Source organism: Pseudomonas marginalis, from assembly GCF_001645105.1.
Taxonomy (GTDB): Bacteria; Pseudomonadota; Gammaproteobacteria; order Pseudomonadales; family Pseudomonadaceae; genus Aquipseudomonas; species Aquipseudomonas petroselini.
In genome coordinates this window covers 1-21394 of sequence record NZ_LKEG01000013.1, presented here as the reverse complement: position 1 = coordinate 21394, position 21394 = coordinate 1, and the positions used below count along the sequence as shown (strand labels likewise).

The 21394-nt window shown below is 60.5% G+C and carries 19 protein-coding genes; 7 read left to right on the top strand and 12 right to left on the bottom strand.

Features of this window, described 5'->3' with window-relative positions:
• Nucleotides 1-42: 42 nt before the first annotated feature.
• The 8 genes from AO064_RS00975 to tssA are packed head-to-tail and all read right to left on the bottom strand — an operon-like array spanning nucleotide 43 to nucleotide 10766.
• A complete protein-coding gene (locus AO064_RS00975) occupies nucleotides 43-1575 on the bottom strand; it encodes a sigma-54 interaction domain-containing protein (protein ID WP_064052129.1) in 1533 nt (510 codons plus the stop codon).
• Nucleotides 1572-4004 carry an AAA family ATPase gene (locus AO064_RS00970; RefSeq protein WP_064052128.1) on the bottom strand — a complete coding sequence of 811 codons (2433 nt, stop codon included), beginning with the start codon at nucleotides 4002-4004 and terminating at the stop codon, nucleotides 1572-1574. The genes AO064_RS00975 and AO064_RS00970 overlap by 4 nt, the downstream gene beginning before the upstream one ends.
• A gap of 12 nt (nucleotides 4005-4016) precedes the next feature.
• Nucleotides 4017-5024 carry a type VI secretion system baseplate subunit TssG gene (gene tssG / locus AO064_RS00965; RefSeq protein WP_064052127.1) on the bottom strand — a complete coding sequence of 336 codons (1008 nt, stop codon included), beginning with the start codon at nucleotides 5022-5024 and terminating at the stop codon, nucleotides 4017-4019.
• Nucleotides 4988-6775 carry a type VI secretion system baseplate subunit TssF gene (tssF, locus tag AO064_RS00960; RefSeq protein WP_064052126.1) on the bottom strand — a complete coding sequence of 596 codons (1788 nt, stop codon included), beginning with the start codon at nucleotides 6773-6775 and terminating at the stop codon, nucleotides 4988-4990. The genes tssG and tssF overlap by 37 nt, the downstream gene beginning before the upstream one ends.
• The gene (gene tssE, locus AO064_RS00955) at nucleotides 6765-7166 is read right to left on the bottom strand and encodes a type VI secretion system baseplate subunit TssE (protein ID WP_046034757.1); all 402 of its coding nucleotides are present in this window, start codon (nucleotides 7164-7166) and stop codon (nucleotides 6765-6767) included. The genes tssF and tssE overlap by 11 nt, the downstream gene beginning before the upstream one ends.
• Before the next feature lie 14 nt (nucleotides 7167-7180).
• A complete protein-coding gene (tssC, locus tag AO064_RS00950) occupies nucleotides 7181-8656 on the bottom strand; it encodes a type VI secretion system contractile sheath large subunit (protein WP_046034756.1) in 1476 nt (491 codons plus the stop codon).
• A 27-nt stretch (nucleotides 8657-8683) separates the two neighbouring features.
• Nucleotides 8684-9181, bottom strand: a complete 498-nt coding sequence (tssB, locus tag AO064_RS00945) for a type VI secretion system contractile sheath small subunit (RefSeq protein ID WP_064052125.1) — start codon at nucleotides 9179-9181, stop codon at nucleotides 8684-8686.
• Nucleotides 9182-9212: 31 nt separating this feature from the next.
• Nucleotides 9213-10766 (bottom strand): type VI secretion system protein TssA, encoded by a 1554-nt coding sequence (gene tssA, locus AO064_RS00940; RefSeq protein WP_082893847.1) that lies wholly within the window; start codon nucleotides 10764-10766, stop codon nucleotides 9213-9215.
• Nucleotides 10767-11253: 487 nt separating this feature from the next.
• Between tssA and AO064_RS00935 the strand changes: the two genes are divergently transcribed.
• A complete protein-coding gene (locus AO064_RS00935; protein ID WP_012724698.1) occupies nucleotides 11254-11769 on the top strand; it encodes an Hcp family type VI secretion system effector in 516 nt (171 codons plus the stop codon).
• Between the two features lie 52 nt (nucleotides 11770-11821).
• Here the strand turns inward: AO064_RS00935 and AO064_RS00930 are convergent, their stop codons facing one another.
• Complete coding sequence (locus tag AO064_RS00930; RefSeq protein ID WP_064052123.1) at nucleotides 11822-12643, bottom strand: aldo/keto reductase; 822 nt, start codon at nucleotides 12641-12643, stop codon at nucleotides 11822-11824.
• 106 nt (nucleotides 12644-12749) lie between these two features.
• Here AO064_RS00930 and AO064_RS00925 point away from each other — a divergent pair, with 106 nt between their 5' ends.
• Nucleotides 12750-13244, top strand: coding sequence for a DUF1543 domain-containing protein (locus AO064_RS00925; protein WP_064052122.1), 495 nt, complete (start codon nucleotides 12750-12752; stop codon nucleotides 13242-13244).
• An 83-nt stretch (nucleotides 13245-13327) separates the two neighbouring features.
• On the opposite strand, the gene AO064_RS00920 is transcribed toward AO064_RS00925, so the two are convergent.
• A complete protein-coding gene (locus tag AO064_RS00920) occupies nucleotides 13328-14527 on the bottom strand; it encodes a TPM domain-containing protein (protein ID WP_064052121.1) in 1200 nt (399 codons plus the stop codon).
• Nucleotides 14528-14655: 128 nt separating this feature from the next.
• Here AO064_RS00920 and AO064_RS00915 point away from each other — a divergent pair, with 128 nt between their 5' ends.
• Both AO064_RS00915 and AO064_RS00910 read left to right on the top strand, forming a co-directional pair.
• Nucleotides 14656-15471 carry an alpha/beta fold hydrolase gene (locus AO064_RS00915; RefSeq protein WP_064052120.1) on the top strand — a complete coding sequence of 272 codons (816 nt, stop codon included), beginning with the start codon at nucleotides 14656-14658 and terminating at the stop codon, nucleotides 15469-15471.
• The gene (locus AO064_RS00910) at nucleotides 15461-16603 is read left to right on the top strand and encodes a PAS domain-containing sensor histidine kinase (RefSeq protein WP_082893846.1); all 1143 of its coding nucleotides are present in this window, start codon (nucleotides 15461-15463) and stop codon (nucleotides 16601-16603) included. The genes AO064_RS00915 and AO064_RS00910 overlap by 11 nt, the downstream gene beginning before the upstream one ends.
• Here AO064_RS00910 and dapF read toward each other — a convergent pair.
• Nucleotides 16591-17394, bottom strand: a complete 804-nt coding sequence (gene dapF / locus AO064_RS00905) for a diaminopimelate epimerase (RefSeq protein ID WP_064052119.1) — start codon at nucleotides 17392-17394, stop codon at nucleotides 16591-16593. The two genes, AO064_RS00910 and dapF, sit on opposite strands and share 13 nt — an antisense overlap.
• Nucleotides 17395-17468: 74 nt before the next feature.
• On the opposite strand from dapF, the gene AO064_RS00900 reads away from it, so the two are divergent.
• Nucleotides 17469-17978, top strand: a complete 510-nt coding sequence (locus tag AO064_RS00900) for a P-loop nucleotide/nucleoside kinase family protein (protein ID WP_064052118.1) — start codon at nucleotides 17469-17471, stop codon at nucleotides 17976-17978.
• Here AO064_RS00900 and AO064_RS00895 read toward each other — a convergent pair.
• Nucleotides 17959-19542, bottom strand: coding sequence for a L,D-transpeptidase family protein (locus tag AO064_RS00895; protein WP_064052117.1), 1584 nt, complete (start codon nucleotides 19540-19542; stop codon nucleotides 17959-17961). The two genes, AO064_RS00900 and AO064_RS00895, sit on opposite strands and share 20 nt — an antisense overlap.
• A 41-nt stretch (nucleotides 19543-19583) precedes the next feature.
• Between AO064_RS00895 and AO064_RS00890 the strand changes: the two genes are divergently transcribed.
• A complete protein-coding gene (locus tag AO064_RS00890; protein ID WP_012724707.1) occupies nucleotides 19584-20297 on the top strand; it encodes a murein L,D-transpeptidase catalytic domain family protein in 714 nt (237 codons plus the stop codon).
• 32 nt (nucleotides 20298-20329) lie between these two features.
• Nucleotides 20330-21076 carry a creatininase family protein gene (locus tag AO064_RS00885; RefSeq protein ID WP_064052116.1) on the top strand — a complete coding sequence of 249 codons (747 nt, stop codon included), beginning with the start codon at nucleotides 20330-20332 and terminating at the stop codon, nucleotides 21074-21076.
• Nucleotides 21077-21394: the final 318 nt, after the last annotated feature.

The following is a 21394-nucleotide window of genomic DNA, read 5'->3' as shown; positions in this document are numbered from 1 at the left end:
CAGGTATCTCCCATGAAAGTAAGGTGCCCACACGTCGCCCGTTCAGCACTCCTCACGGGCATCACCGACGGGAATCTTCAGACGCGCCAGGCGGTAGAGCAGCGTGCGGCGTGCGACGCCCAACTCACGTGCGGTACGGGTGCGGTTGCCACGATTTTTGTGCAGGCAATCGATCAGGACTACGCGCTCGACGCGCTCCAGGCGTTGGCGCAACGTCGCGTCGACTGACTCACTGGTCGCGGGTGCAGACAACGACAGATGGGCCGGCAGGATCACGCCGTCATCACACAGCAGTACCGCACGCTCCACCAGGCATTTGAGTTCACGGACATTGCCGGGAAAGGCGTGACTGGAGAGTTGATCCAGGGCTGCACTGGACCACCCCACCGGCGCACGCCCAAGCGCAGTAGACGCCTTGTGTGCAAATTCGCGCGCCAACAGCAACACATCGCCGTCGCGCTCACGCAACGGCGGCAGCTCGATAGGAAATTGCGCAAGCCTGTAGTAAAGGTCCTCGCGAAAACTGCCTTGGGCCACCATTGCGGCGAGGTCACGGTGGGTCGCGGCGATGATGCGCACATCGACCTTGTGGGCTTCACTGGCCCCCAGTGGGCGTACTTCTCCTTCCTGCAAAACCCGCAGCAACTTGGCCTGCAGCGACAGTGGCATATCGCCGATTTCGTCCAGGAGCAGCGTGCCACCATGCGCAGTGTCAAATAGCCCCGTGTGGTTGCGCTCCGCCCCCGTGAATGCACCTTTGCGGTAGCCAAACAACTCACTTTCCAATAGCCCTTCGGGAAATGCCGCGCAGTTCTGCACCACGAACGCTTTGCGCTTTCGCGGCCCCGCAGAATGGATCTCTCGTGCGACCACCTCCTTGCCTGTACCGGTCTCGCCGCGCAGCAATACGGTATAGGGTGTATTCAGCACCTTACCGATCAAGCGATACGTCTCATCCATAGCCTTGCTGCTGCCAATCAACCCAAACGCAGCACCGGGGGATGGTGTGCCGTCATGGGTTGGAGCGACACCCTCTGCGGAACGCTTACACCGCAGCAACGCCAGTTGCATCAAGGTAAAACTGCCCAGTTGGCTCAAGGAGGCGGTGTGGTCCGGCCAGTTTTTTTGGCGCTGGCTGGCACACAACAACACGCCGTTGATGGCTTTGCCTCGATTGAACAACGGCACGCATGACAACGCTTGCCAAGGTGACGCCATCGCCGGCAGGAACCCGTATTCGTAAACGCTGCCCGTTAGATCTTCCAGGCTAAGGGCGCTTTGATGGCTGAGCACGTACTGCAACACTTGCTCATGCTGAAAGTCCTGGGTGCAGGCCGGGTCACTGGGGCATAGCACGCCGGGCAAATGCTGGGCGATCAGTTCGAGCCGACCGGTGGACTCATTGCGCCAGTACAACTGGCTGAGTTCGCACTGGCTCAGTTGCGCCACCGCTGCGACACAAAGACTGGGCAAGGTGGCTTCGTCGCCCTCGATGCCCAGGCGGATAAACCAGCCGAGCAGCGCATCGGCGCAGGCCAAAGGATGAGGGATCTGAGTGAGCCGGCTATCCCTCATTGGCTGAACTCACAGATGGGATGGCCATTACCCTGGACGCGGGCATGCACCTGTGACAGGGGTTCACCTTGAGCCATGGCCTCCAGCAGCCTGTCCACCACTTGCGGCAACAAATGGAGTTCGATCCATTGATCGATGTAACGAGCACCGCTGTCACCGTGGGTACACCGCTCGGCCATGTGTGCAACCAGCTCCGGCGTATAGCTGAAGGCCAGTTTGCGCAGATGCAAGCGCTGGCCCAGACGCTCCAGCTTGAGCCTGGCCAGGTCATGCAGAATCTCACCCGTGACCGGGTAATACGGCACCACACGCATCCGCGCCAACAACGCAGGCTTGAAGTGATCGCGCAACAACGGGTGGATCGCCTCTTGCAGCACGTGCACATCAGGTCGCTGGTCGCCAGCGCATAAACGGCCGATGCACTCGCTGCCCAGGTTGGACGTCATCAGGATCAGCGTGTTGCGAAAGTCGATTTCCCGGCCCTCCCCATCATTGGCCAGGCCCTTGTCGAAAATCTGGTAGAACAGGTTCAACACTTCCGGGTCGGCCTTCTCGACTTCATCGAGCAGCACCACCGAATACGGACGTTGGCGCACGGCCTCTGTCAGCACGCCGCCCTCGCCAAAACCGACATAACCGGGCGGTGCGCCAATCAATCGAGACAGCGAGTGCTTTTCCTGGAACTCCGACATGTTGAGGGTGGTGACAAACCGCTCACCGCCATACAACAGGTCGCCAAGCGCCAACGCAGTTTCAGTCTTGCCCACACCACTTGGGCCAACCAGCAGGAACACACCGACCGGGGCCTCGGCCTTGTTGAGCCCAGCTGCGACGGCGCGCAGGCAACGGTCCAGGGCTTGTACCGCCTGCTCCTGGCCGAGAATGCGCGAGCGCAGCGCATCGGCAAAGCCCAAGACCCGTTCACTGTGCTCGAGCGCCAGTTGTTCAACCGGGATGCCTGTCCAGGCACTGATGACCTGGGCCACCAGGCGCGGACACACCTGCTGCGCCGTCTTTTGCTGTTCAAGCCAGCGTTGCTCCAGATGCTCGCATTCGCAGCCCACCGCCTCCATGCGCTGGTTCAGCGCGTGCAGGACCTGCTCATCCACAGAAAGCCCCGAGTCGTGATCCCGGCTCAGTGCCTGAAGCTGCCGCGCGCCTTCAGCCTGTTCCGCGTGCAGACGCTGCAATGCTTCCGGCGCCATCTCTTGACGGGTACGCAAGCGAGCGCAGGCGGTGTCGAGCACATCCACCGCTTTGTCAGGTAACTGCCGCCCGGCCAGGTAACGGGCACTCATCTGCGCCGCCGCGACGACCGCATCGTCCCGCACGTAGACGCCATGGCTTTGCTCATACACCGAAACTAATCCGCGCAGTATCGAAACCGCTTGCTCGACACTCGGTTCACCGACCAGCACAGGCTGGAAGCGCCGGGCCAAGGCCGGATCTTTTTCGAAGTATTTCTTGTATTCCGTCCAGGTGGTGGCAGCAATGGTGCGCAGCTCACCACGGGCCAGGGCGGGCTTGAGCAGGTTGGCGGCATCCGACGTGCCCGCCTGGGCGCCCGCCCCTACCAGCGTATGCGCTTCGTCGATAAACAGGATCACCGGTTTTGCCGAGGCATTCACCTCATCGATCACACCCTTGAGGCGTCGTTCGAACTCACCCTTGATGCTGGCACCCGCCTGGAGCAGGCCCATGTCCAAGGTCAGCACCCGGACATCCTTGAGAGCGCCCGGCACCTGTGCGCTGGCAACACGCAGCGCGAAGCCTTCGACAACCGCGGTCTTGCCGACTCCGGCTTCACCGACCAGTATTGGATTGTTCTTGCGCCGGCGCATGAGGATGTCGATCAACTGGCTGATCTCAGCGTCACGACACAACACCGGGTCGATACGACCTTCATGGGCCTGGCGTGTCAGGTCATGGGTGAAGCGCCCCAGCAGCGATTGGCCCTCAGGCGCAGGATCGGTCGCCGCCACCTGACTCAACACGAAACCGTGCACACGCTCGACATCCAACCGGTTCAAAAACGCCTGATAGGCACTGCCTGCATGCTCCAGCGGATGACGTAACAACGCCAGCAACAGGGCGCCCTGATCGATTTCAGTCTGTCGCAGCTCCAAATGAGCAACCATCAAGGCCTGTTGCAGCCATCGCACCAGTGCCTGGGCAAATACAGGATTGCGCGAAGCACTCGACTCCCCCTTGGGTTGCAGGGTGGCTTGTAGCTCTCCGGCGTCGAGGCCCGCATCCGCCAGTGCCCTTGCCAGAAGGCCATCGTGATGTTCCAGCAGGGTCAACAGCAGGTCTTCCACCAGCACTTCCCTGCCGCCGCGCGTCACGCAGCGTTCGGCCGAACGCTCCAAGTCTCGACGGGCCCGGGGGGTCAATGTCTGGATCAGTTGTTGCAGGTCCACATTCATCATAACGATTCATCCCTAATGAGCATTGCTCGGCACAATGACCACACCGTCGGCGCATTCATGTGCCAGCCAACTGGTCCAGCCCAGGCGGCAGACGTTGTGTTCGCCAATGTGCAGCGGCCTTATCTCGTCCTTGGCCAGCACCAGGCGCAGGTCATATTCCAAAGGATCACGCGCCGTCAGCCGCACCAATGAACACAGCTGCGGGTAGTCCTTGCCAGTGGGTAGAAACCCATGGAATGCTTGCCAGCCCAACGCCTGCAGATGCACCCTGAACTTGCCGCTGCGATCGTCGACCTGGCCCCCCAGTACGTGGTCATGGCCAAGCACGCTGTTCGCGGCACCCAGCCGATTTCGCTGTGAGTCAGCGATAACAACCCGGCGCTGGACCCATTGCTCGACGAACAAGCGGTTGTGCTTGAAGTAGTAGCGCAGCACCGTCTCGATCAGGGCTGCCGAATGCGCCCGCAGGCTGAGCAACCCCAGGTAAGGCAAGAGCCGCTTGCAGTTCAATTGCGCAGCACTGCGAATCTGCTCTCCTCTTAACCCGACCAACGCAAACATCTGTTCGGAAAAGGCGTCACGTGCGCCTGCCTGGAAACACGCCCGGTAACGATATTTTCGCCAGATCGGCAGCATCAGCCGTTGCAGGCGGTGGTGAAACACATCGAGAAAATCGCGGGTAGCGTTGCCGCCTGCCCCGTCCGCACACGCCTGCTCGCCATAAAACGCGGGCAACGGCGACCCTGCACCACACAGGCCCAGCACGTTAAGGCGCAGACGCGCACGCAACTGGCCGTGCTCGACAAAAAAAACCACCCGGTCAATATCGTGGCCGGGAAACCCCAGGCCTGGGTTGGCTTGAAACTCCAACAGGTCATACAGCGCGTCGTCGTCCAGCAGCGGATGAGCATCACGCAGACGCTTGACGACCTGCAGAACCGCCTGGAACAGCGAGTATTCGCGGATAACCCGAGACAGTTGCGTTAAAGCAGGGGCTGCTGCCCCATCCGTGGTGGCCATAGGTACACGTCTCCTTGTGTGCTGATGACTCTTAGTTCGTGATAGGCATTGAGGCTGGCGTAGAGCGCGAAGAATTCGTTGAGTACCGAGGCAAATACAAATACTTCGCCCTGGCCCAGAAAGCCCTGGGGATCGACGGTCAGGTCAATTCGCACCCCCCGAAACGGCAAGCCACGGTGCAATCGGTCGACGGCTGAGTGACTGACTGAGCGCATCGCGCCCAACCTTCTCTCGCTGACCTTCTGTGCCTGTCGGTCGTGGTAGCGCGCTAAGTCATAGGTTTGGAGGATCACTTTCAAGGCATTTATGTCGCTCAATGACAGGTAGTTGAGCGACATATTGCTGATAAGCCGCCAGAGAAAATCCTGGTCCAGCGGCGGAGAAAAACTGGTGGTGGGTGCGCAGATATTCTGGAACGACACCCCCTGCGGCGTCTGCTCGCAAGGCTGGTTGATGTCACCGACCTGCAGCCTCCGTGGCAGGTTGTGATTGGTGCACGTCAGTTCGATCGAGAGTGTTTGCGGCTCCAGTTTCAGGCCGTTACCAAACCCAAGCCAGGTATCGAGGCCGGCATGCTGTGACGATGGCCGTTGGCGAATGCTGTAGCTCGGGGGGCCCTCCGATCCCTTGGTGTCGCCATCATGTTCAAAGGATTCGAAAGGTACGTAGGTCTGATAGCCAAGCCCTCCAGGCTGCCACCCCGTGACACTGTCGACGGAAAATACACTGGCGCTCTCTCGTGAATAGTCGCCGGGAATCAGCAGGTACTCATCCTGCTTGCCGTCCAGGCGGATGGGCACCGCGTCATGTTTGAACAGGTTGACGATGGGCGTGCAGTACAGCTTCACGTTATCCAGGGTGGGCAGTTGGGATTCACGCCAGGGATTGCGCAATTCGAAGCGCAACACCATGCCGCCTACTTGTTTCAGCAACTCGCCGGGCAGCCTGTGCAATGCGCCCAGCCCGCCCACATCAACAAACAGATACTTCTCAGGAAAGGCAAAATACTCCTGCAGATGGCGATACCCGCGAAAGGTATTCGACGGATACGGAATCAACGCCTGCTCCTCGCTGAATCCCACCGGCTGTACCTGGTCAGCCCCCAGCCGCAGGGATATTGCCTGCCCATCGGCCCCTGTCACCGGCAGGCCATCGTGGCCCAAAGGCTGCAACTCGATACCTTCAAGATGACGCAATAAGCTCAGGTACAGCGCCTGGCTGATGTAGCGGTCTCCCGCCAGATGCAGGCGCAGCTGATCGAAGGTCAACTCACCGAAATTACCTTCGGCACTCATGCCCAGACGCAGGCTCAACACCCCTCGCTCTGCGTGGGCGCTGTACTCCAGCGCACTCAGTTGCAGCGGCAGAATCTGCGTGGCGTAACAGGTGCGAAAGCGGCAGCGTTCGTCATTGACGGCGGCACTTTCAACCGGTGTATCACGCGCCACCCACACGCCGGGGCCTGAATGCTTCAACGGATCAAACTGCAGGATGCTGAACGCGGGCATCGGTCGCATGTAATTGGGCCAGAGCAAATGCATCAACGAATGCGTCAGCTCCGGAAGCTCGTCATCCAACTTCTGGCGCAAGCGGCCAGTGAGAAACGCAAAGCCTTCCAGCAACCGCTCTACATCCGGATCCTGGCCGGACTCCGCAAGAAAAGGCGCGAGCGCCGGATTGCGCTGGGAGAACCGCCGCCCGAGTTGGCGTAACGCACTGAGCTCGCTTTGGTAGTAACGGTTAAAGGACATCCGGCAAGACCTCTACCCGACCGGCGTCACATAACCGCGCGGTAAACACCACGGGTTGCTCGGCACCCTTGATCACCAGTGTGGCTTCGATAGCGAACGCCAGGGCCAACGGATCATGATCCCGTGGCAATGTCTTGACCCGCACCTGCTTCAAGCGCGGCTCGTAGGCGCGGATAAATCGCTCGATCAACACGCGCGACTGACTCAATGATTCATGCAGGCTCTGATTCATATCATTCAGGTCGGGCAAGCCGTAGTCGGGCAGTGTCTGCACACTGCCCGCACGGATGCTGAGCATTTTCCCCAGATGGAGTGCAACCGATGTCACGCCACACGCCCGGGTCGTCGCCGGACGCTCGAGTCGCTCGAAAAGGCTTTGGTAGTGGGGCATTCCCTGGCCTCGGCTCATTCTTTATCGAGCTTGCCAACCAGGGACAGCGTGAAATCCGCCCCCATGTACTTGAAGTGCGGTCGCACACTCAGGTTGACGCGGTACCAGCCAGGCTCACCCTCGACATCACTGACAACGATGCGTGCTGCGCGCAAGGGGCGCCGCCCGCGCACTTCGGCACTGGGGTTTTCCTGGTCGGCGACGTACTGGCGAATCCATTTATTGAGCTCCAGCTCCAGGTCGGTGCGCTCCTTCCATGAACCCAGTTGTTCGCGCTGAAGGACCTTGAGGTAATGGGCCAGGCGATTGACCACCATCATGTAGGGCAACTGTGTTCCCAAGCGGTAATTCAGCTCTGCTTCCTTGCCCTCGGGACTGAGGCCAAAGTGTTTCGGCTTTTGTACCGAGCTGGCAGAGAAGAACGCGGCGTTGTCACTGCCCTTGCGCATCGTCAAGGCAATGAAGCCCTCTTGCGCCAGTTCGTATTCACGACGGTCGGAAACCAGCACTTCGGTCGGGATCTTGGTTTCAATCTCCCCCATGCTGTGGAAGTGATGCAACGGCAAGTCTTCTACCGCGCCACCGCTTTGCGGGCCGATGATGTTCGGGCACCAGCGAAAGCGCGCGAAGCTGTCGGTCAGGCGCGTGGCAAAGGCGTAGGCTGTATTGCCCCATAAGTAATGTTCGTGGCTGTTGACCACGTTTTCCTGGTAGGCAAAGGTCTTGACCGGGCATTCGAGGGGGTCATAAGGCGTACGGAGCAAGAAACGCGGCACGGTCAACCCGATGTAACGCGCGTCCTCGCTCTGGCGAAAGCTTTGCCACTTGGCAAACTGCGGGCCTTCGAAATGGTCCTTCAGATCTTTAAGATCCGGTAAGCCGGTGAAGCTTTCCAACCCGAAGAACGCTGGCCCGGCTGCGGCGATAAAGGGCGCATGCGCCATGCAGGCCACACTGGAAGCGTATTGCATCAGCTTTACATCAGGCGCGCTGGGCGACAGAAAATAGTTGGCAATGATCGCGCCCACAGGCTGACCGCCAAACTGGCCGTATTCAGCACTGTAGATATGTTTGTACAAACCCGACTGGGTCACTTCCGGAGAGTCTTCAAAGTCTTCCAGCAGGTCTTGCCGGGAAACGTTCAAGAGTTCGATCTTGATGTTTTCGCGAAAGTCGGTGCGATCGACCAACAACTGCAGCCCCTTCCAGGACGCTTCCAGGGCCTGAAAGTCCGGGTGGTGCAATATCTCGTCCATTTGCAGACTGAGCTTGGTGTCGATCTCGGCAATCATCCGGTCGACCAGGCGTTTTTTTACCGGCTCGCCACGGTTCTGCGGCTTGATCAACTCTTCGATAAACGCCGAGACACCCCGTTTGGCAATGCCATACGCTTCGTCATCGGCACTCAGTAGCGTCTGGGCAACGATGTTGTCGAGGATGCTGTATTCATCAGCGGTTTGTGCCGGTAGCGCGTGTTGTGGTGTGGTCATGCGGTCAGTGTCCTTTTACTGAAAATGTCAGGCGTCCGGGCTGCCCAGGCCCAGCTCCGCCAGTACCCGCGCGCGGGACTCGTCATCGGCAAGGGCCTGTTCGATGGCCTTGCGAAAGCTCGGGGTGTTGCCCAATGGGCCTTTGAGAGCCATCAGTGCCTCGCGCAACGCCATCAGCTTGTGCAACTCCGGAACCTGCTCAACCAGGTTCGCGGGATTGAAATCCTTCATGGCGTTAATGCGTACCTGAATGGCCAGTTCTTCAACGTCCGCATCCTCCTGCAGACGATTGGGCACATTCAGCGTCAGGCTCAACGCCTGTTTGGCCAGCACGTCATCAAGGGTGTTTTTGTCGATCGCGATGGGTTTGCGATCTTCGAGCTTGCGCGCGTCCTCACGTTGGGTGAAATCTCCCAGCACCAATAGTTTCAACGGCAGTTCGACTTCTTCCTGCGCCCCGCCGATGGCGGGTTTGAACGTGATATTGATACGTTCCTTGGGGGCTACCGAACCTTCTTTGGCCATGGTGTCTCTCCTTTTCAAGTGGCTCGAAAGCCTATTCAAGTACCGCTTCCAGATCGAAGAGGCACAGCCTGCGATGGGTGTCTTCCTTGCGCTCGCGCACGGCGTGGTTTTGTGGCAACAGGTCGCAGCAGCGGTAGAGAAGCTGTGCCACTTGAAGGGCCAGCTCCGGCTCCCAGCGCTCCAGGCCTGTGTGTTGCAGTTCGTGGTCCAGCTGTTCGAGCTGGATCTTCGCCAGCTCATGCTTGCCCGCCAATACACACAGACGCGCTTGGGCCAACCGCCAATAAAAACGTGCGCGATCACTGCGAGCGGCATACATGCCTTGTTTGAGTTCATGGATGGCGGCCTTGAGCCCGTCCTTGCGTAAGCGGGTTGCGACCGCCTGTAAGGCGATCTCCCACGGCTCGGCGTCGGCATCAACTATCAATGCAGGTGATTCGGGTATTTGCAGGTGACGGGTAACTTGCAGCGCTATCCAGTCACGGGTCGCGGGGCCGGCAAAAGGAGCCCCGTCGTGAAAGCGAAACTCCGCCAGGTTTGGCAAACGTTGCAGCAACAGAGCGAAGGTCACCTCCAGCTCAGTCATGGCCTGTTCGGCCTGCAAGGCCTCCAGGCATTCCCAGAGCAGGTGCAGCCCATCGAACCAGAACATCGCACCGGCGAGACTGGCTTCAAGTTCGAGCACCAGATCGGCGTGATGACCTTGGGCAAAACGCTCCTGATAACGCTTGAGCTTGTCGGGAGCGGGCCCACGCAGGGCGGTGAGCCGTTCGTTGTCGGCATCCGGATAATTGGCCAGCGCCAGCCAGGTCAATGTTCGGTTCAGGCGAAAAGCGCGTAGGTCGGTGGCGTTCTGACGCAACCACCATACGCACAGCGTGCGCGCGTGTTCCTGCAAGGTGCGCAACAACCTGTGGGCGTCTTTTTCGTTGTCCACCCGCGCTTCGGGCTTGAGCAATTGGGTGGTCGCCTGCTTGACGTGCGCAATGACACCACTCAGCCCTGCGACCGGGGCGTCGTCCTGCGCAGCGCGTTCCAGTCGCTGAGCCAATTGCCTGCGAATCGGCAACAACATTGGCGCGGCATCCCCCAAGTGCTCGGCCCACAGCTCATCGAGGCGTATCAGGTGTTCAAGCACCGCCTGGAACAAAGGCTGCTGGTTCTGGAGCGGCAGGCTTAGCGTGAACAAGGGCTCAAGGCGCAACACCAACCATCCGAATGCCGCGCCACGGGTGCGTGGTTTTCCGGGGTGGACCTCCGACCAGTGATGCTCGCAGAAATAGCGCAACAACCCGAGCCCGGCCAACAACCCCGGGTAGGATTCCCTCTGGTGCAGCGCCCAGGTCAGCCAAACGGCGACCCGCAGGTCCTTGGATTGCTGGCGCAACAGGATTTCGCCGGCTTCCAGGACCTTATGCCAATCGGGTTGGCCACTGCCATGAATTGATCGTGCCTTGGCAAGCTCGAACTCCAGGACGTCATATTCACTCGAAAAGCGCATATCACTGCCCGCAAAACTTGTTGGCATGCAGGGCGACCGTGCAAGTTCAAGGTAATAATCATACAGCTTGTCCGAATAAGCCATTTGGCACCGCACGCAACTAAACAAGACTATAAGCCCACAAAAAACCAACTAAGCGCATTTAATGTGCGCCTCAGAAAGTCATCTTCGCATCGCTGGAATTCCTGCGAAGCTCACGAACCTTAGCCATGCCTAAAACATTCAGCAAGCGACGGAACCACACTTAATCCTTTTCCTACAAACACCTAAAAGCTTGGACTGCGCAGCATTTTGCGCACTCACCCCCCACATAAACACCCGATATCCCCACCCACCTCAACAGTTACAAAACAACTTAACTGAGCAATTAAATGCGCACCGTTGCGCAATCAAATACTTAACCAACCCCATCAATCCTGGCTAATCACACTGGAAATCCGAACTTATAGAATGCAACACCCTTGTTTTATTGCGCCCAACACTTTCAGGCACGCTTCTTGTTATAGGCACTTGCCCAGCCGATGCAATTGTCGGTTGGAACTACCTCATCAATCAGGCAAGGAAACCCGTCATGCCAACACCCGCGTATCTTTCCATCACCGGTGTCAAACAAGGTTTGATTACGGCAGGCACGTTTACCCAGGACTCGGTAGGTAATATTTACCAGGAAGGCCATGAGGATCAGATTCTGGTCCAGGCTTTTGCTCATCAAGTGATCATCCCGCGCGACCCACAATCCGGCCAGCCAACAGGCCAAAGGGTCCATAAACCGTTGATGATCAGCAAAGTGTTCGATAAGTCCTCGCCCTTGCTGTTCAGCGCGTTGACCAGCGGCGAAGAGGTCAAGTGCCGGCTGGAATGGTTGCGCACCTCGTCGGCCGGCACCCAGGAGCACTACTTCACGATTGAACTGGAGGGGGCAACCATCGTCGACATCCAGTCGCGCATGCCCAACTGCCAGGATCCGGACAACGCCCATTTCACCCACTTGGAAGATGTGTACTTCACCTATCGCAAGATCGTATGGACCCACGAAGTGTCCGGCACTTCCGGGTCGGATGACTGGCGCAGCCCGGTAGCGGGTTAAACCGCTTTAACGCAGGTACGGCGCCAGGGAAGGCGCCGTTACTGCCATCCCGCTACACCATCGCCAACGGGTGCTTGCGCTTGGGTGCGCCAAACACCCGGTCGATAGCATCCAGGTCGTGCTCATCCAGCACGAGTTTGGCTGCGGCTGCGTTGAGTCGCACGTGTTCCGGGGTGACCGCCTTGGGGATCGCGATCACACCGTCCTGGCGCAATACCCAGGCCAGGGAAACCTGGGCCGGTGTCACCTCGTGGCGATGGGCGATCTGCTTCAGGGTCGGGCTGGCCAACAGCTCGCCACCCTGAGCGATCGGGCAGTACGCCATCAAAGGCAAGTGATGCTGTTGCCACCAGGGCAGCAGGTCGAATTCGATGCCGCGCTCTTCGATGTTGTAGAGCACCTGGTTGGTGGCGCAGGCCGGAGAGGCGAGTTCCTGCAGGTCGGCCACGTCGAAATTGGAGACGCCCCAGCGGCCGATCTTGCCGGCTTCGCGCAGGCGCTCGAAGGCCTCGACGGTTTCTTCAAGGGGATATTGGCCGCGCCAGTGCAACAGATACAGATCGATAGAGTCGGTACCCAGCCGCTGGAGGCTCGCTTCACAGGCACGAGGCACGCCCTTGCGGCTGGCGTTGTGCGGGTAGACCTTGCTCACCAGGAAGACTTGGTCGCGCCTGCCACGAATGGCTTCGCCCACAACCGTTTCGGCGCCGCCCTCACCGTACATTTCGGCGGTATCGATCAGGGTCATGCCCTCATCGATGCCCAGTTGCAGCGCCGCGACTTCGACGCGCTGCTGGTCGGGGTTCTCGCCCATGCGCCAGGTCCCCTGGCCGATGACAGGAACGGGGACGCCCGCCAGATCAATGGTACGCATGACAATCTCCTGATGAGTTCGCGGATTAACAGTGTGGCATTGGCCGGACAAAAGGGTTCAATCGAAGTATGGTTACCCTCTGCCAAGATGCCAGGAAGGACCTGCAATGCTGTTTGTCGTGATGCTCGGGGGCAAGCACCCACGGGCGAAAATCGAAGTGCACGATGTGGTGTTTGCTGTGGCGGACACGCTGGAGGCTACCTACCCACAATTGCGTGACGGCTGGTTCGGCAGCCCTAAGGGTGTGCATATCGATGCATGGATGGGGGTGGATGGCGTTGACGGCTGGAAAGTCGAGTTCAGCCCGCTGGCGCCTGCTGCCGGCGCGCATCACCTGTACTTCCTCAACCTCGGCGGTTATGAAGCCGACAGCTTTGGCGAAGCCCACCACTACCTGTTGGTGGTGGCGCGCAATAAACAGGAGGCCACCCGCCAGGGCAAGCAACAGATGCTGCGCCATTGGTCCCAGGCCCACACCGATGGGGTATTGGACCTCGACGACTGCCTGCCCATCGACCTGGTGGACGGTCGATATGTCCACCTGGTGCAGGGCCCGCACCGGCCAATCCTGCAGCAGAACGACTACATCGTCCTGGCCTGAACAACCGGCGTTGAAGGAATCGAGCCGTTTCACACACGTTTGAGCTTCAAGGGAGGGTTTGGCTAAACGCCGCGCTCACGGTTTTACCAGCTCCCGGACGCCCCGCCGCCGCCACTGGAACCGCCTCCTCCCGATGAACTGCTACTGGAACTGGAGCGGCTGGAGCTTGAACCGGAACCGCCACCCGAGCCCGAGCCCCCATTGGAGATGCTCTGGACAAACACGATAAACGCCACGATTGACGCGGCCGGTATCGCCAGTAACCAACCTTGATAACCATGCCCGAGCAAAACACCCACCCCCGCATAAATCGCCAACACCGCCAGAACACGCACGATAAAGAAGCGCGGGCTTTTTCTTAAGGACTCGCGGATAACGAAAAACAGCCCAACGTACAGCCCCACCACCAAGGCGCCGCCAAACGGCCATGCCAGCCAATGCACCAAGTTGACTTCAACGAAGTGGTTCACTACCAGCACCGCGACGATATACGCCAGCAGTCCTGACACGCAGTAAAACACCCCACGCGCCAGCCACAATGCGCCGAATGTCGCGCCGCCGATCAGCAGCGTCAGGGGCAACACCAGCAGAAACACCAACCAGTCACGGCCGCCGCCAAAAATAGCCAGCAGCACCGTGACTGCCACGGTAGCAATCAAGGCGCGGCGCCACTGCAACTTGCCGGCGGCGATCAGCACACCGCCAATCGCCCCGACGATGAACGCCAGCAATACGGTAATCGTCTGGGGATTGAACGCAGGGCCCACAACCGGGGGCAATTCACCGCCGTCCACCAGCACGACCAGGTCATTGACGCCTTGGACAACCCCACCCGCATAGTCACCCTGGCGAAACGCCGGGGTGATGTGTTCTTCGATGATGCGGTGAGCCAGCAAATCGGTGACGGTGCCTTCCAGGCCGTAACCCACTTCGATGCGCACCTTGCGGTCGTCCTTGGCGACAACCAGCAGGATGCCGTCGTTGACGTCCTTGCGCCCTAGTTTCCAGGCGCGGAACAGTTGGTTGGCATAGTCCTCGATGCTCGCGCCACCGGTGCTGGGTACCAGCAGTACGGCGACTTGTGCGCCTTTGCGCTGTTCAAGGTCGGCAAGCTGGTTTTTCAGACGGGTGGTGGTGCCGGCATCCAGCGTGTGGGTGAGGTCAATCACCCGTTGGTCGAGGGCTACACCGATAGGTGAGGTATCCGCCTGGACGGTGGCAAGCAGGCTAATCAACACGAGCACCAGCAGACTCAAGACGGATTGCCGCACACGCTGCATCATGTTTTGTTACCTGAAGTTTCTTCCTGAAGGCGCCGACTTTACCTTATCGGCGCTATAACGCGTGACCCAAAGCGTTTGACTATCTAAACTGCCCGCACGCATAGCAATACGCCATAACCGGGAAGCCCATGGATCTACGTCACCGTAACAATGTCAGCGTGATGGGCACCGGGACCTCGACCCTGGTGTTTTCCCACGGGTTCGGTTGCAACCAGGCCATGTGGAACTACCTGGCGCCGCACTTCCTGGAACGCTTTCGCGTCGTGATGTATGACTTGGTAGGCGCGGGCCTGTCTGACCTGAGTGCCTTCGACAAGGCCAAGTACAGCACGCTGGACGTTTATGCCCGGGACCTCAATGAAATTATCGATGCCTATGCCGTCGGCCCCGTGATCCTGGTGGGGCATTCGGTGAGCGCGATGATCGGTGCCCTCGCCGACCGCCTGGCTCCGGGCCGAGTAGCGGCCCATGTCATGATCGGGCCGTCGCCGCGCTATATCGATGACGACGGGTACATCGGTGGTTTCAAGCACAGCGATATCGACGACTTACTCGATACCCTCGACAGTAACTACCTCGGCTGGTCAAGCGCCATGGCCCCGGTGATTATGGGCGCGCAAGGTCAATCGGCGCTGGGTGTAGAGTTGACCGAGAGTTTCTGCCGCACTGAACCCGAGATCGCCAAGCAATTCGCGCGGGTCACGTTTATGTCGGATAACCGCCAGGACGTGATCGGCCTGGCGACCCCGGTGCTGATCCTGCAGTCGACCGATGACCTAATCGCCCCCGTGGCCGTAGGCGAATACCTGCACCGCGTGCTACCCAACAGCAGCTATTGCCTGGTGGACAACATCGGCCATTGCCCGCACATGAGCGCGCCACAAGCCTGCGCCACGGCCATGGACAGTTTCCTGGCCCCTTGGGCGGCTGCACGTGCAAGCTGACCTGTTCGACAGCGCGGCCTGCGCCCTGGCCGTCACCTCGGAAGACGGCATGATCCTGCAAGCCAATGCGCGCTTCAGCGAGTGGCTGGGGTTCAGCACCACCGCGCTGTGCGGCAAGCGTTTCCAGGATTTGCTGACCATGGGCGGGCGCATCTTCCACCAGACGCACCTGGCGCCCATGTTGCGCATGCATGGCAGCGTCACCGAAGTGAAGCTCGATATGCTGCACCATGATGGGCACAAGGTCACCGTGCTGCTCAACGGCATCAAGCGTGAACACGCCGACGCCGTGGTGTACGACCTGGCCCTGTTCGGCACCACCGACCGCGACAAGTACGAACGCGAGCTGCTCAACGCGCGCAACCTGGCCGAAGCCCTGTTGCAGGAAAAAACCGCCGCCGAACTCGCCTTGAAGCAAGCCCAGGCCGAACTGAGCGAGGCCTATACCATTTCCCAACGCCGCGCGTTGTTCGCCGAGCAGATGGTGGCGATTGTCAGTCATGACCTGAAAAACCCACTCACGGCCATTCGCATGGCGTCCGACTTCCTCAGTCGCGGTGAGCGCACGCCCAAGGAGCAGCAGTTGCTCGGGCATATTGGCCAGTCGTCCGAGCGTGCCCAGCGCATGATCGCCGATCTGCTGGACTTCACCCAGGCGCGGCTCGGCCAGGGCATCGTCATCAAGGCCACCTCCATGGATCTGCATAGCGTGATTCATCGCACCGTGGATGAACTGCGCGTGGCGTTCCCCAAGGCGACGTTGGAGCACCACGCGATTGGCAGCGGCAACGCCCATTTGGACGCAGACCGCGTGCAACAGATCATCGGCAACCTGGTGGCCAACAGCGTGGCTTATGGCGATTTGCAACGGCCGATCAGTATTACCTCGCGGCTGGGCGAAGGCCGCTGCGAAGTGTCAGTGCACAACCACGGCGCAGCCATACCGGAGGCCTTATTGGCCGGGCTGTTCGAGCCCATGACCCGCGGCACCGACCAGGGCAGCGATGTGCGCAGTGTGGGCCTGGGCCTGTATATCGTGCGCGAGTTGGCCAAGGTACACGGTGGGGATGTGGCGGTGACTTCCTGTGCAACCGGTGGCACCACCTTTACCGTGACATTTCAGGGCACGTAGGCGCTGCCCTGCATCACCGGCTCCACACTGCCGGTCAATACCACACCGCCCTCGCCCGTCCAATGCACGGTCACCGTGCCGCCGTCACACTGCACCTGCACCGTGGCATCCAGCAGCCCGCGCCGGATCCCGTTGACCACCGCCCCACAGCAGCACGACCCCGACCCCAACGCCACGCCGCCACCGCGCTCCCAGATGCGCAGGCGGATATGGCTGCGGTCGAGCACGTGCACGAAATGCACATTGGTCCTGGCCGGGAACAGCGGGTGAATTTCCAGCGCCGGGCCCAGGCCCGCTACGTCGACAGCCGCGATGTCATCGACGAAAAACGTACAGTGGGGGTTGCCCATGCTGCACGCCGCCGGGCTGCCTTCGACAGGCAATGTCAGGGTGTCCATCGCGTTGGACAAAGGCACGGCCGCCCACTCCAGCGAGGGCTCGCCCATGTTCACCGACACTTGCCGCCCCGGCGCACGCACGCAGGTCAGCAGGCCGCGGTCGGTACGCAGCACGATCGAATCCTTGCCGGTTTCATGCATCAACCGATCGGCCACGCCACGGGTGGCGCTGCCGCAAGTGGCCAGCGGCGTGCCGTTGGCGTTCCAGAAGCTGATACGTGCGGCCGCCTCTTCACAATCGTACACAACGGCCAATTGGTTGAAGCCGATACCGGTGTGACGGTTGCCCAACTGACGGGCAATGGCCGCGGTGATCGGATCGTCCAAGCCACGGCGATCAATGATGATGAAGTCGTCGCCGTGGGCGTGCATCTTTACGAACGGCAAAAGCATGGGCTGTCCTGTGGTCGACTCGTGGGGGAACTGAAGGATACTCTGAACGCGCACGCCTTTATCGAGAGCCCCCCATGCTAATTGTCTTCAGCGGACTGCCCGGCACCGGCAAGACCACGATAGCCCGTGAACTGGCACGCCGGACCGGTGCGGTTTACCTGCGTATCGATGTGATTGAACAGGCGATCCGCGATGCCGCCGTGCTGGCCGGCGATGTCGGGGCCAGCGGCTACAGCGTGGCAAACGCGCTGGCGTTGAGCAATCTGCGACTGGGCCACTGCGTGGTGGCCGACTGTGTGAACCCGGTCAAGGAAAGCCGCGATGCGTGGAAGGCTGTGGCGGCAATGGCAGCGGTCGAGTTGACGGATATTCTGGTGATTTGCTCTGACCGCCAGGAACATCAACGGCGGGTGGCAACCCGTAAAGCCGATATTCCCGGCCTGACGCCTCCCACTTGGCAGTCCGTCCTGGCGCATGAGTTCGAGGCGTGGGACGAGGTGCCGCTGACGGTCGACACCGCCCTCATGACCCAGGATGAGGCTGTCGCAATGACGCTGGCGAACCTCAGAGCAAACTCCCCATAGCCTTCATCAACACCAGATCGCGCGCGTAAATATCCGGGGCGTACACCAAGCCGCCCTGGCGGTCGACCTCAACCGTCCAGTAGCCCAACAGCACCGGCACCGGCGTGGCCAGCCTGAACTCATGGGTCACGCCGGTGGCCAGCAACTCATCGGTGCGCGCGCGTTCGGCCGGGCTCACCAGTAAATCGCGCAGCAGCAGTGGTTGCTCGACCCTCACACACCCCGAGCTGAACGCCCGCGGCCCCTTGGTAAACAGGGGCTGGCTCGGCGTGTCGTGCAGGTACACCGAATACGGGTTGGGGAAGCGCATGACGATCTTGCCCAGCGGGTTACGCGGACCGGCTTCCTGGCGCAGCAGGATATTGCCGGGACGCGCCCAGTCGATTTGTTCGGGGGCCAGCGGGTGGCCTTCGGCATCAAGCACTTGCAGGTTTTGTTGGCGCAGGTATTCGGGGTTGAGGCGGATGGCCGGGAGTTTGTCCTCGCGCATGATGGTAGGCGGGATGGTCCACGTCGGGTTGAGGGTCAGCCGGGTGATGCGCGATTTGAGCAGCGGCGTCTGGCGTTCGGCGCGGCCGACTTGCAGGCGGGTCTGCCACACGGGGATGCCGCTCTGGTACACGCTCAGTTGCGCGGCGGCTACGTTGACCAATACGCCTTCGGGCTCCAGGTCCTGGGCCAGCCAGCGGAAGCGCTCAAGGTTGATGCGCAGCTGTTCTCGGCGCATCGCCGGGCTGATATTCAGTTCGGCCACAGTGCCTGCGCCGATCACGCCATCGGCTTGCAAGGAGTGGCTGAGCTGGAAGGCCTTTACCGCCTTGACCAACTCATCGTGGTATTGCTGGCCGCTCGACGCCTTGGCCAGGTAGCCGCCGCTGATCAAGCGCCGTGCCAGCTCCGGTACACGCGGGTCTTCCATGCCAGGGCGCAACAACGGGCCACTGCCGACCGGGTCCCAATGCGGCAACGGCTGCTGGCGCACAGTGGCATAGGCGTTGCGCAGGCTGCGGTATAAGTCGGCGCTGGGACGTGCCTGGTCGAATGCCTGGGCCATGTCTTGCAGGCCCGCGGCGGCAAAGGCCAGCACTTCAGTGTTGGGGTCACGGGTGGGCGGCTGCGAATGCCACAGCGGTTCGAAACGCGATTGCTGAAGACGTCCGTAGTGCAGGTCCCAGAGCGCTTGCAGGTAATGCTGGCTGGTACCGATATCGCTGCACAGCACGTTGGTCGTGGCATCCAGCGCAGGCAGGCTATAGTGGGTGGGGTCCAGGCCGTCATCGGCGAGCATCAGCAACTGTGTTTGCAGGGCTTGCCGGCGTTCGTCGGCGGACCACAGCGGTTCATCACCCTGCTGCTGATAAAAGGCTTGCAGACGCGCTTGGGCGGCGCCGTCGATCTGCGGCGCGAGGCTGGGGCAGACGCTGGGCAGTTGGGTCAACGCCTGTTGCACGGGGGCGGTATTGACCAGGGCCGGGGGTGCGACGGGCAAAGGCTCATCGGCTGTCGCGACCAGTGGTGCAACGAGCAGGCAAATGCTCAAGTAACATGCGTGTTTTTTGAACAATTGGCTTAGCTCCAATCCACAGCGGGGGGAATGTACTGTAGATGCTGACTTTATTGTGTCGCTTAGGCCTGATCGCCTTGTCCCTGGTTACGTTGAGCAATTCTGCGCTCGCGGCCAATGGGATTCCTCCTAACTTATATAGCAGCCTGGCGCGCTCGGCTCCAGAACTCAATCCCACTGTACTGAAAAGCGCCCTGAGCGCCATGCAGTGCGCCGTCAGTAATGGCGAGGAACGTTCCGAGCGCCTAGCGGTTATTGACTATTCACAGCCCTCGACCGCCCGTCGGCTGTGGATCTTCGATTTGCGCAAGAAGACCCTGGTGCTGCGCGACCTGGTCGCCCACGGTGCCAACTCCGGGGAAAACTTCGCCACCCAGTTCTCCAATCGCGAAGGCAGCCACCAATCAAGCCTGGGCCTGTTCCGCACCCAGGAGAGTTACCTGGGCACCCACGGCTACTCGTTGCGCATGGATGGCCTCGAGCCAGGCTTCAACGACCAGGCACGCGACCGCGCCCTGGTCATCCACGCCGCCGACTACGTCAGCCCGCTGTGGAGCAAGCGCGAAGGCCGTATCGGCCGCAGCCAGGGTTGCCCCGCCGTGCGCCCGCAGGTGGCGCGCCAGGTGGTGGATAAGCTCAAGGATGGGCAGTTCATGTTTTCGTGGTACCCCGACCAGCGCTGGTTGAAGTCCTCGACGTACCTCAATTGCAAACCCCAACAGGTGGCGAGTAGTCGTACAATCCGTGGCGGATAGTCTGTTCCCATCGATAAAAAAGAGAGCCACGCATGCTTCTACATCAATCCACCTGGATCGAGATCGGCCAGTTTCTGGAACGCAGCCGCACGGTGGTAATCCCCATCGGTTCCAACGAGCAGCATGGCCCCACCGGCCTGCTCGGCACCGACTGGATGTGCCCGGAAATCATCGCCCATGAAGCACAGCAGCACGCGGACATCCTGATCGGCCCGACCTTCACTATCGGCATGGCCCAGCACCACCTGGGCTTTCCCGGCACCATTTCCCTGCGCCCTTCCACCTTCATCGCCGCGATCGGCGACTGGGTGCGCTCGCTGGCCGGGCATGGTTTCGAGAAGATTCTGTTTCTGAACGGCCATGGCGGCAATATCGCCACCATTGAAGCGGCGTTTTCGGAGCTATACGCCGAAGCCAGTTTCGCCCGCCGCCCGGCCGGGTTCGCGCTGAAGCTGGTGAACTGGTGGGACCTGGAAGGCGTGACCGACCTGGCCCAACGCCAATTCCCGGTGGGCCACGGCAGCCATGCCACGCCATCGGAGATTGCGGTGACGCAATGGGCGTACCCGGAGTCGATCAAGACCGCCGACTACTCGCCGCAAATCGCCAACACCGGGCCGATCCGTGAAGCGCTGGACTTCCGCGCACGCTTCCCCGACGGTCGCATGGGCTCGGACCCGGCGCTGGCAACGGTGGAGAAAGGTGGGGAGTTGGTGGCGCTGGCGGCGCAAGGGTTGGTCAAGACAGTCAACAGTTTCAGTAACGAAGCCAAACCCTGATCCCTACCTGAATCAAACTGTGGGAGGAGACTTGCTCCCGATAGCAGTGTGTCAGCTAATGCACCTGTGACTGCCCCACCGCTATCGGGAGCAAGCCCCCTCCCACAGTTGACCGAGATCGACAGTAAAAAACCGGCCGACTAGATCAATCAGCCCTGCTTTTGCTCCACACCACTCAGGTCGGCTACCAGGCCGCCGTGCTCTTGCTTTTGATCTTGATCTTGATCTTGATCTGAGGCGCCCCGTCAAACACGCTGGCCGAACGCAGGCTTGAATCCGTGGGTAACCCGGCAGGACGCCGGGTTAGCCGCCCCGCGC

Excerpts from the sequence above, each read along its gene's own strand:
- tssF (WP_064052126.1), bottom strand. The coding sequence starts at position 6,775 with ATGTCCTTTAACCGTTACTACCAAAGCGAGCTCAGTGCGTTACGCCAA.
- AO064_RS00935 (WP_012724698.1), top strand. The coding sequence starts at position 11,254 with ATGCCAACACCCGCGTATCTTTCCATCACCGGTGTCAAACAAGGTTTG.
- AO064_RS00885 (WP_064052116.1), top strand. The coding sequence starts at position 20,330 with ATGCTTCTACATCAATCCACCTGGATCGAGATCGGCCAGTTTCTGGAA.
- AO064_RS00890 (WP_012724707.1), top strand. The coding sequence starts at position 19,584 with ATGCTGACTTTATTGTGTCGCTTAGGCCTGATCGCCTTGTCCCTGGTT.
- AO064_RS00920 (WP_064052121.1), bottom strand. The coding sequence starts at position 14,527 with ATGATGCAGCGTGTGCGGCAATCCGTCTTGAGTCTGCTGGTGCTCGTG.
- AO064_RS00915 (WP_064052120.1), top strand. The coding sequence starts at position 14,656 with ATGGATCTACGTCACCGTAACAATGTCAGCGTGATGGGCACCGGGACC.
- AO064_RS00930 (WP_064052123.1), bottom strand. The coding sequence starts at position 12,643 with ATGCGTACCATTGATCTGGCGGGCGTCCCCGTTCCTGTCATCGGCCAG.
- tssE (WP_046034757.1), bottom strand. The coding sequence starts at position 7,166 with ATGCCCCACTACCAAAGCCTTTTCGAGCGACTCGAGCGTCCGGCGACG.
- AO064_RS00900 (WP_064052118.1), top strand. The coding sequence starts at position 17,469 with ATGCTAATTGTCTTCAGCGGACTGCCCGGCACCGGCAAGACCACGATA.
- tssC (WP_046034756.1), bottom strand. The coding sequence starts at position 8,656 with ATGACCACACCACAACACGCGCTACCGGCACAAACCGCTGATGAATAC.
- tssG (WP_064052127.1), bottom strand. The coding sequence starts at position 5,024 with ATGGCCACCACGGATGGGGCAGCAGCCCCTGCTTTAACGCAACTGTCT.
- AO064_RS00970 (WP_064052128.1), bottom strand. The coding sequence starts at position 4,004 with ATGATGAATGTGGACCTGCAACAACTGATCCAGACATTGACCCCCCGG.
- AO064_RS00925 (WP_064052122.1), top strand. The coding sequence starts at position 12,750 with ATGCTGTTTGTCGTGATGCTCGGGGGCAAGCACCCACGGGCGAAAATC.
- AO064_RS00975 (WP_064052129.1), bottom strand. The coding sequence starts at position 1,575 with ATGAGGGATAGCCGGCTCACTCAGATCCCTCATCCTTTGGCCTGCGCC.
- tssA (WP_082893847.1), bottom strand. The coding sequence starts at position 10,766 with ATGGCTTATTCGGACAAGCTGTATGATTATTACCTTGAACTTGCACGG.
- tssB (WP_064052125.1), bottom strand. The coding sequence starts at position 9,181 with ATGGCCAAAGAAGGTTCGGTAGCCCCCAAGGAACGTATCAATATCACG.
- dapF (WP_064052119.1), bottom strand. The coding sequence starts at position 17,394 with ATGCTTTTGCCGTTCGTAAAGATGCACGCCCACGGCGACGACTTCATC.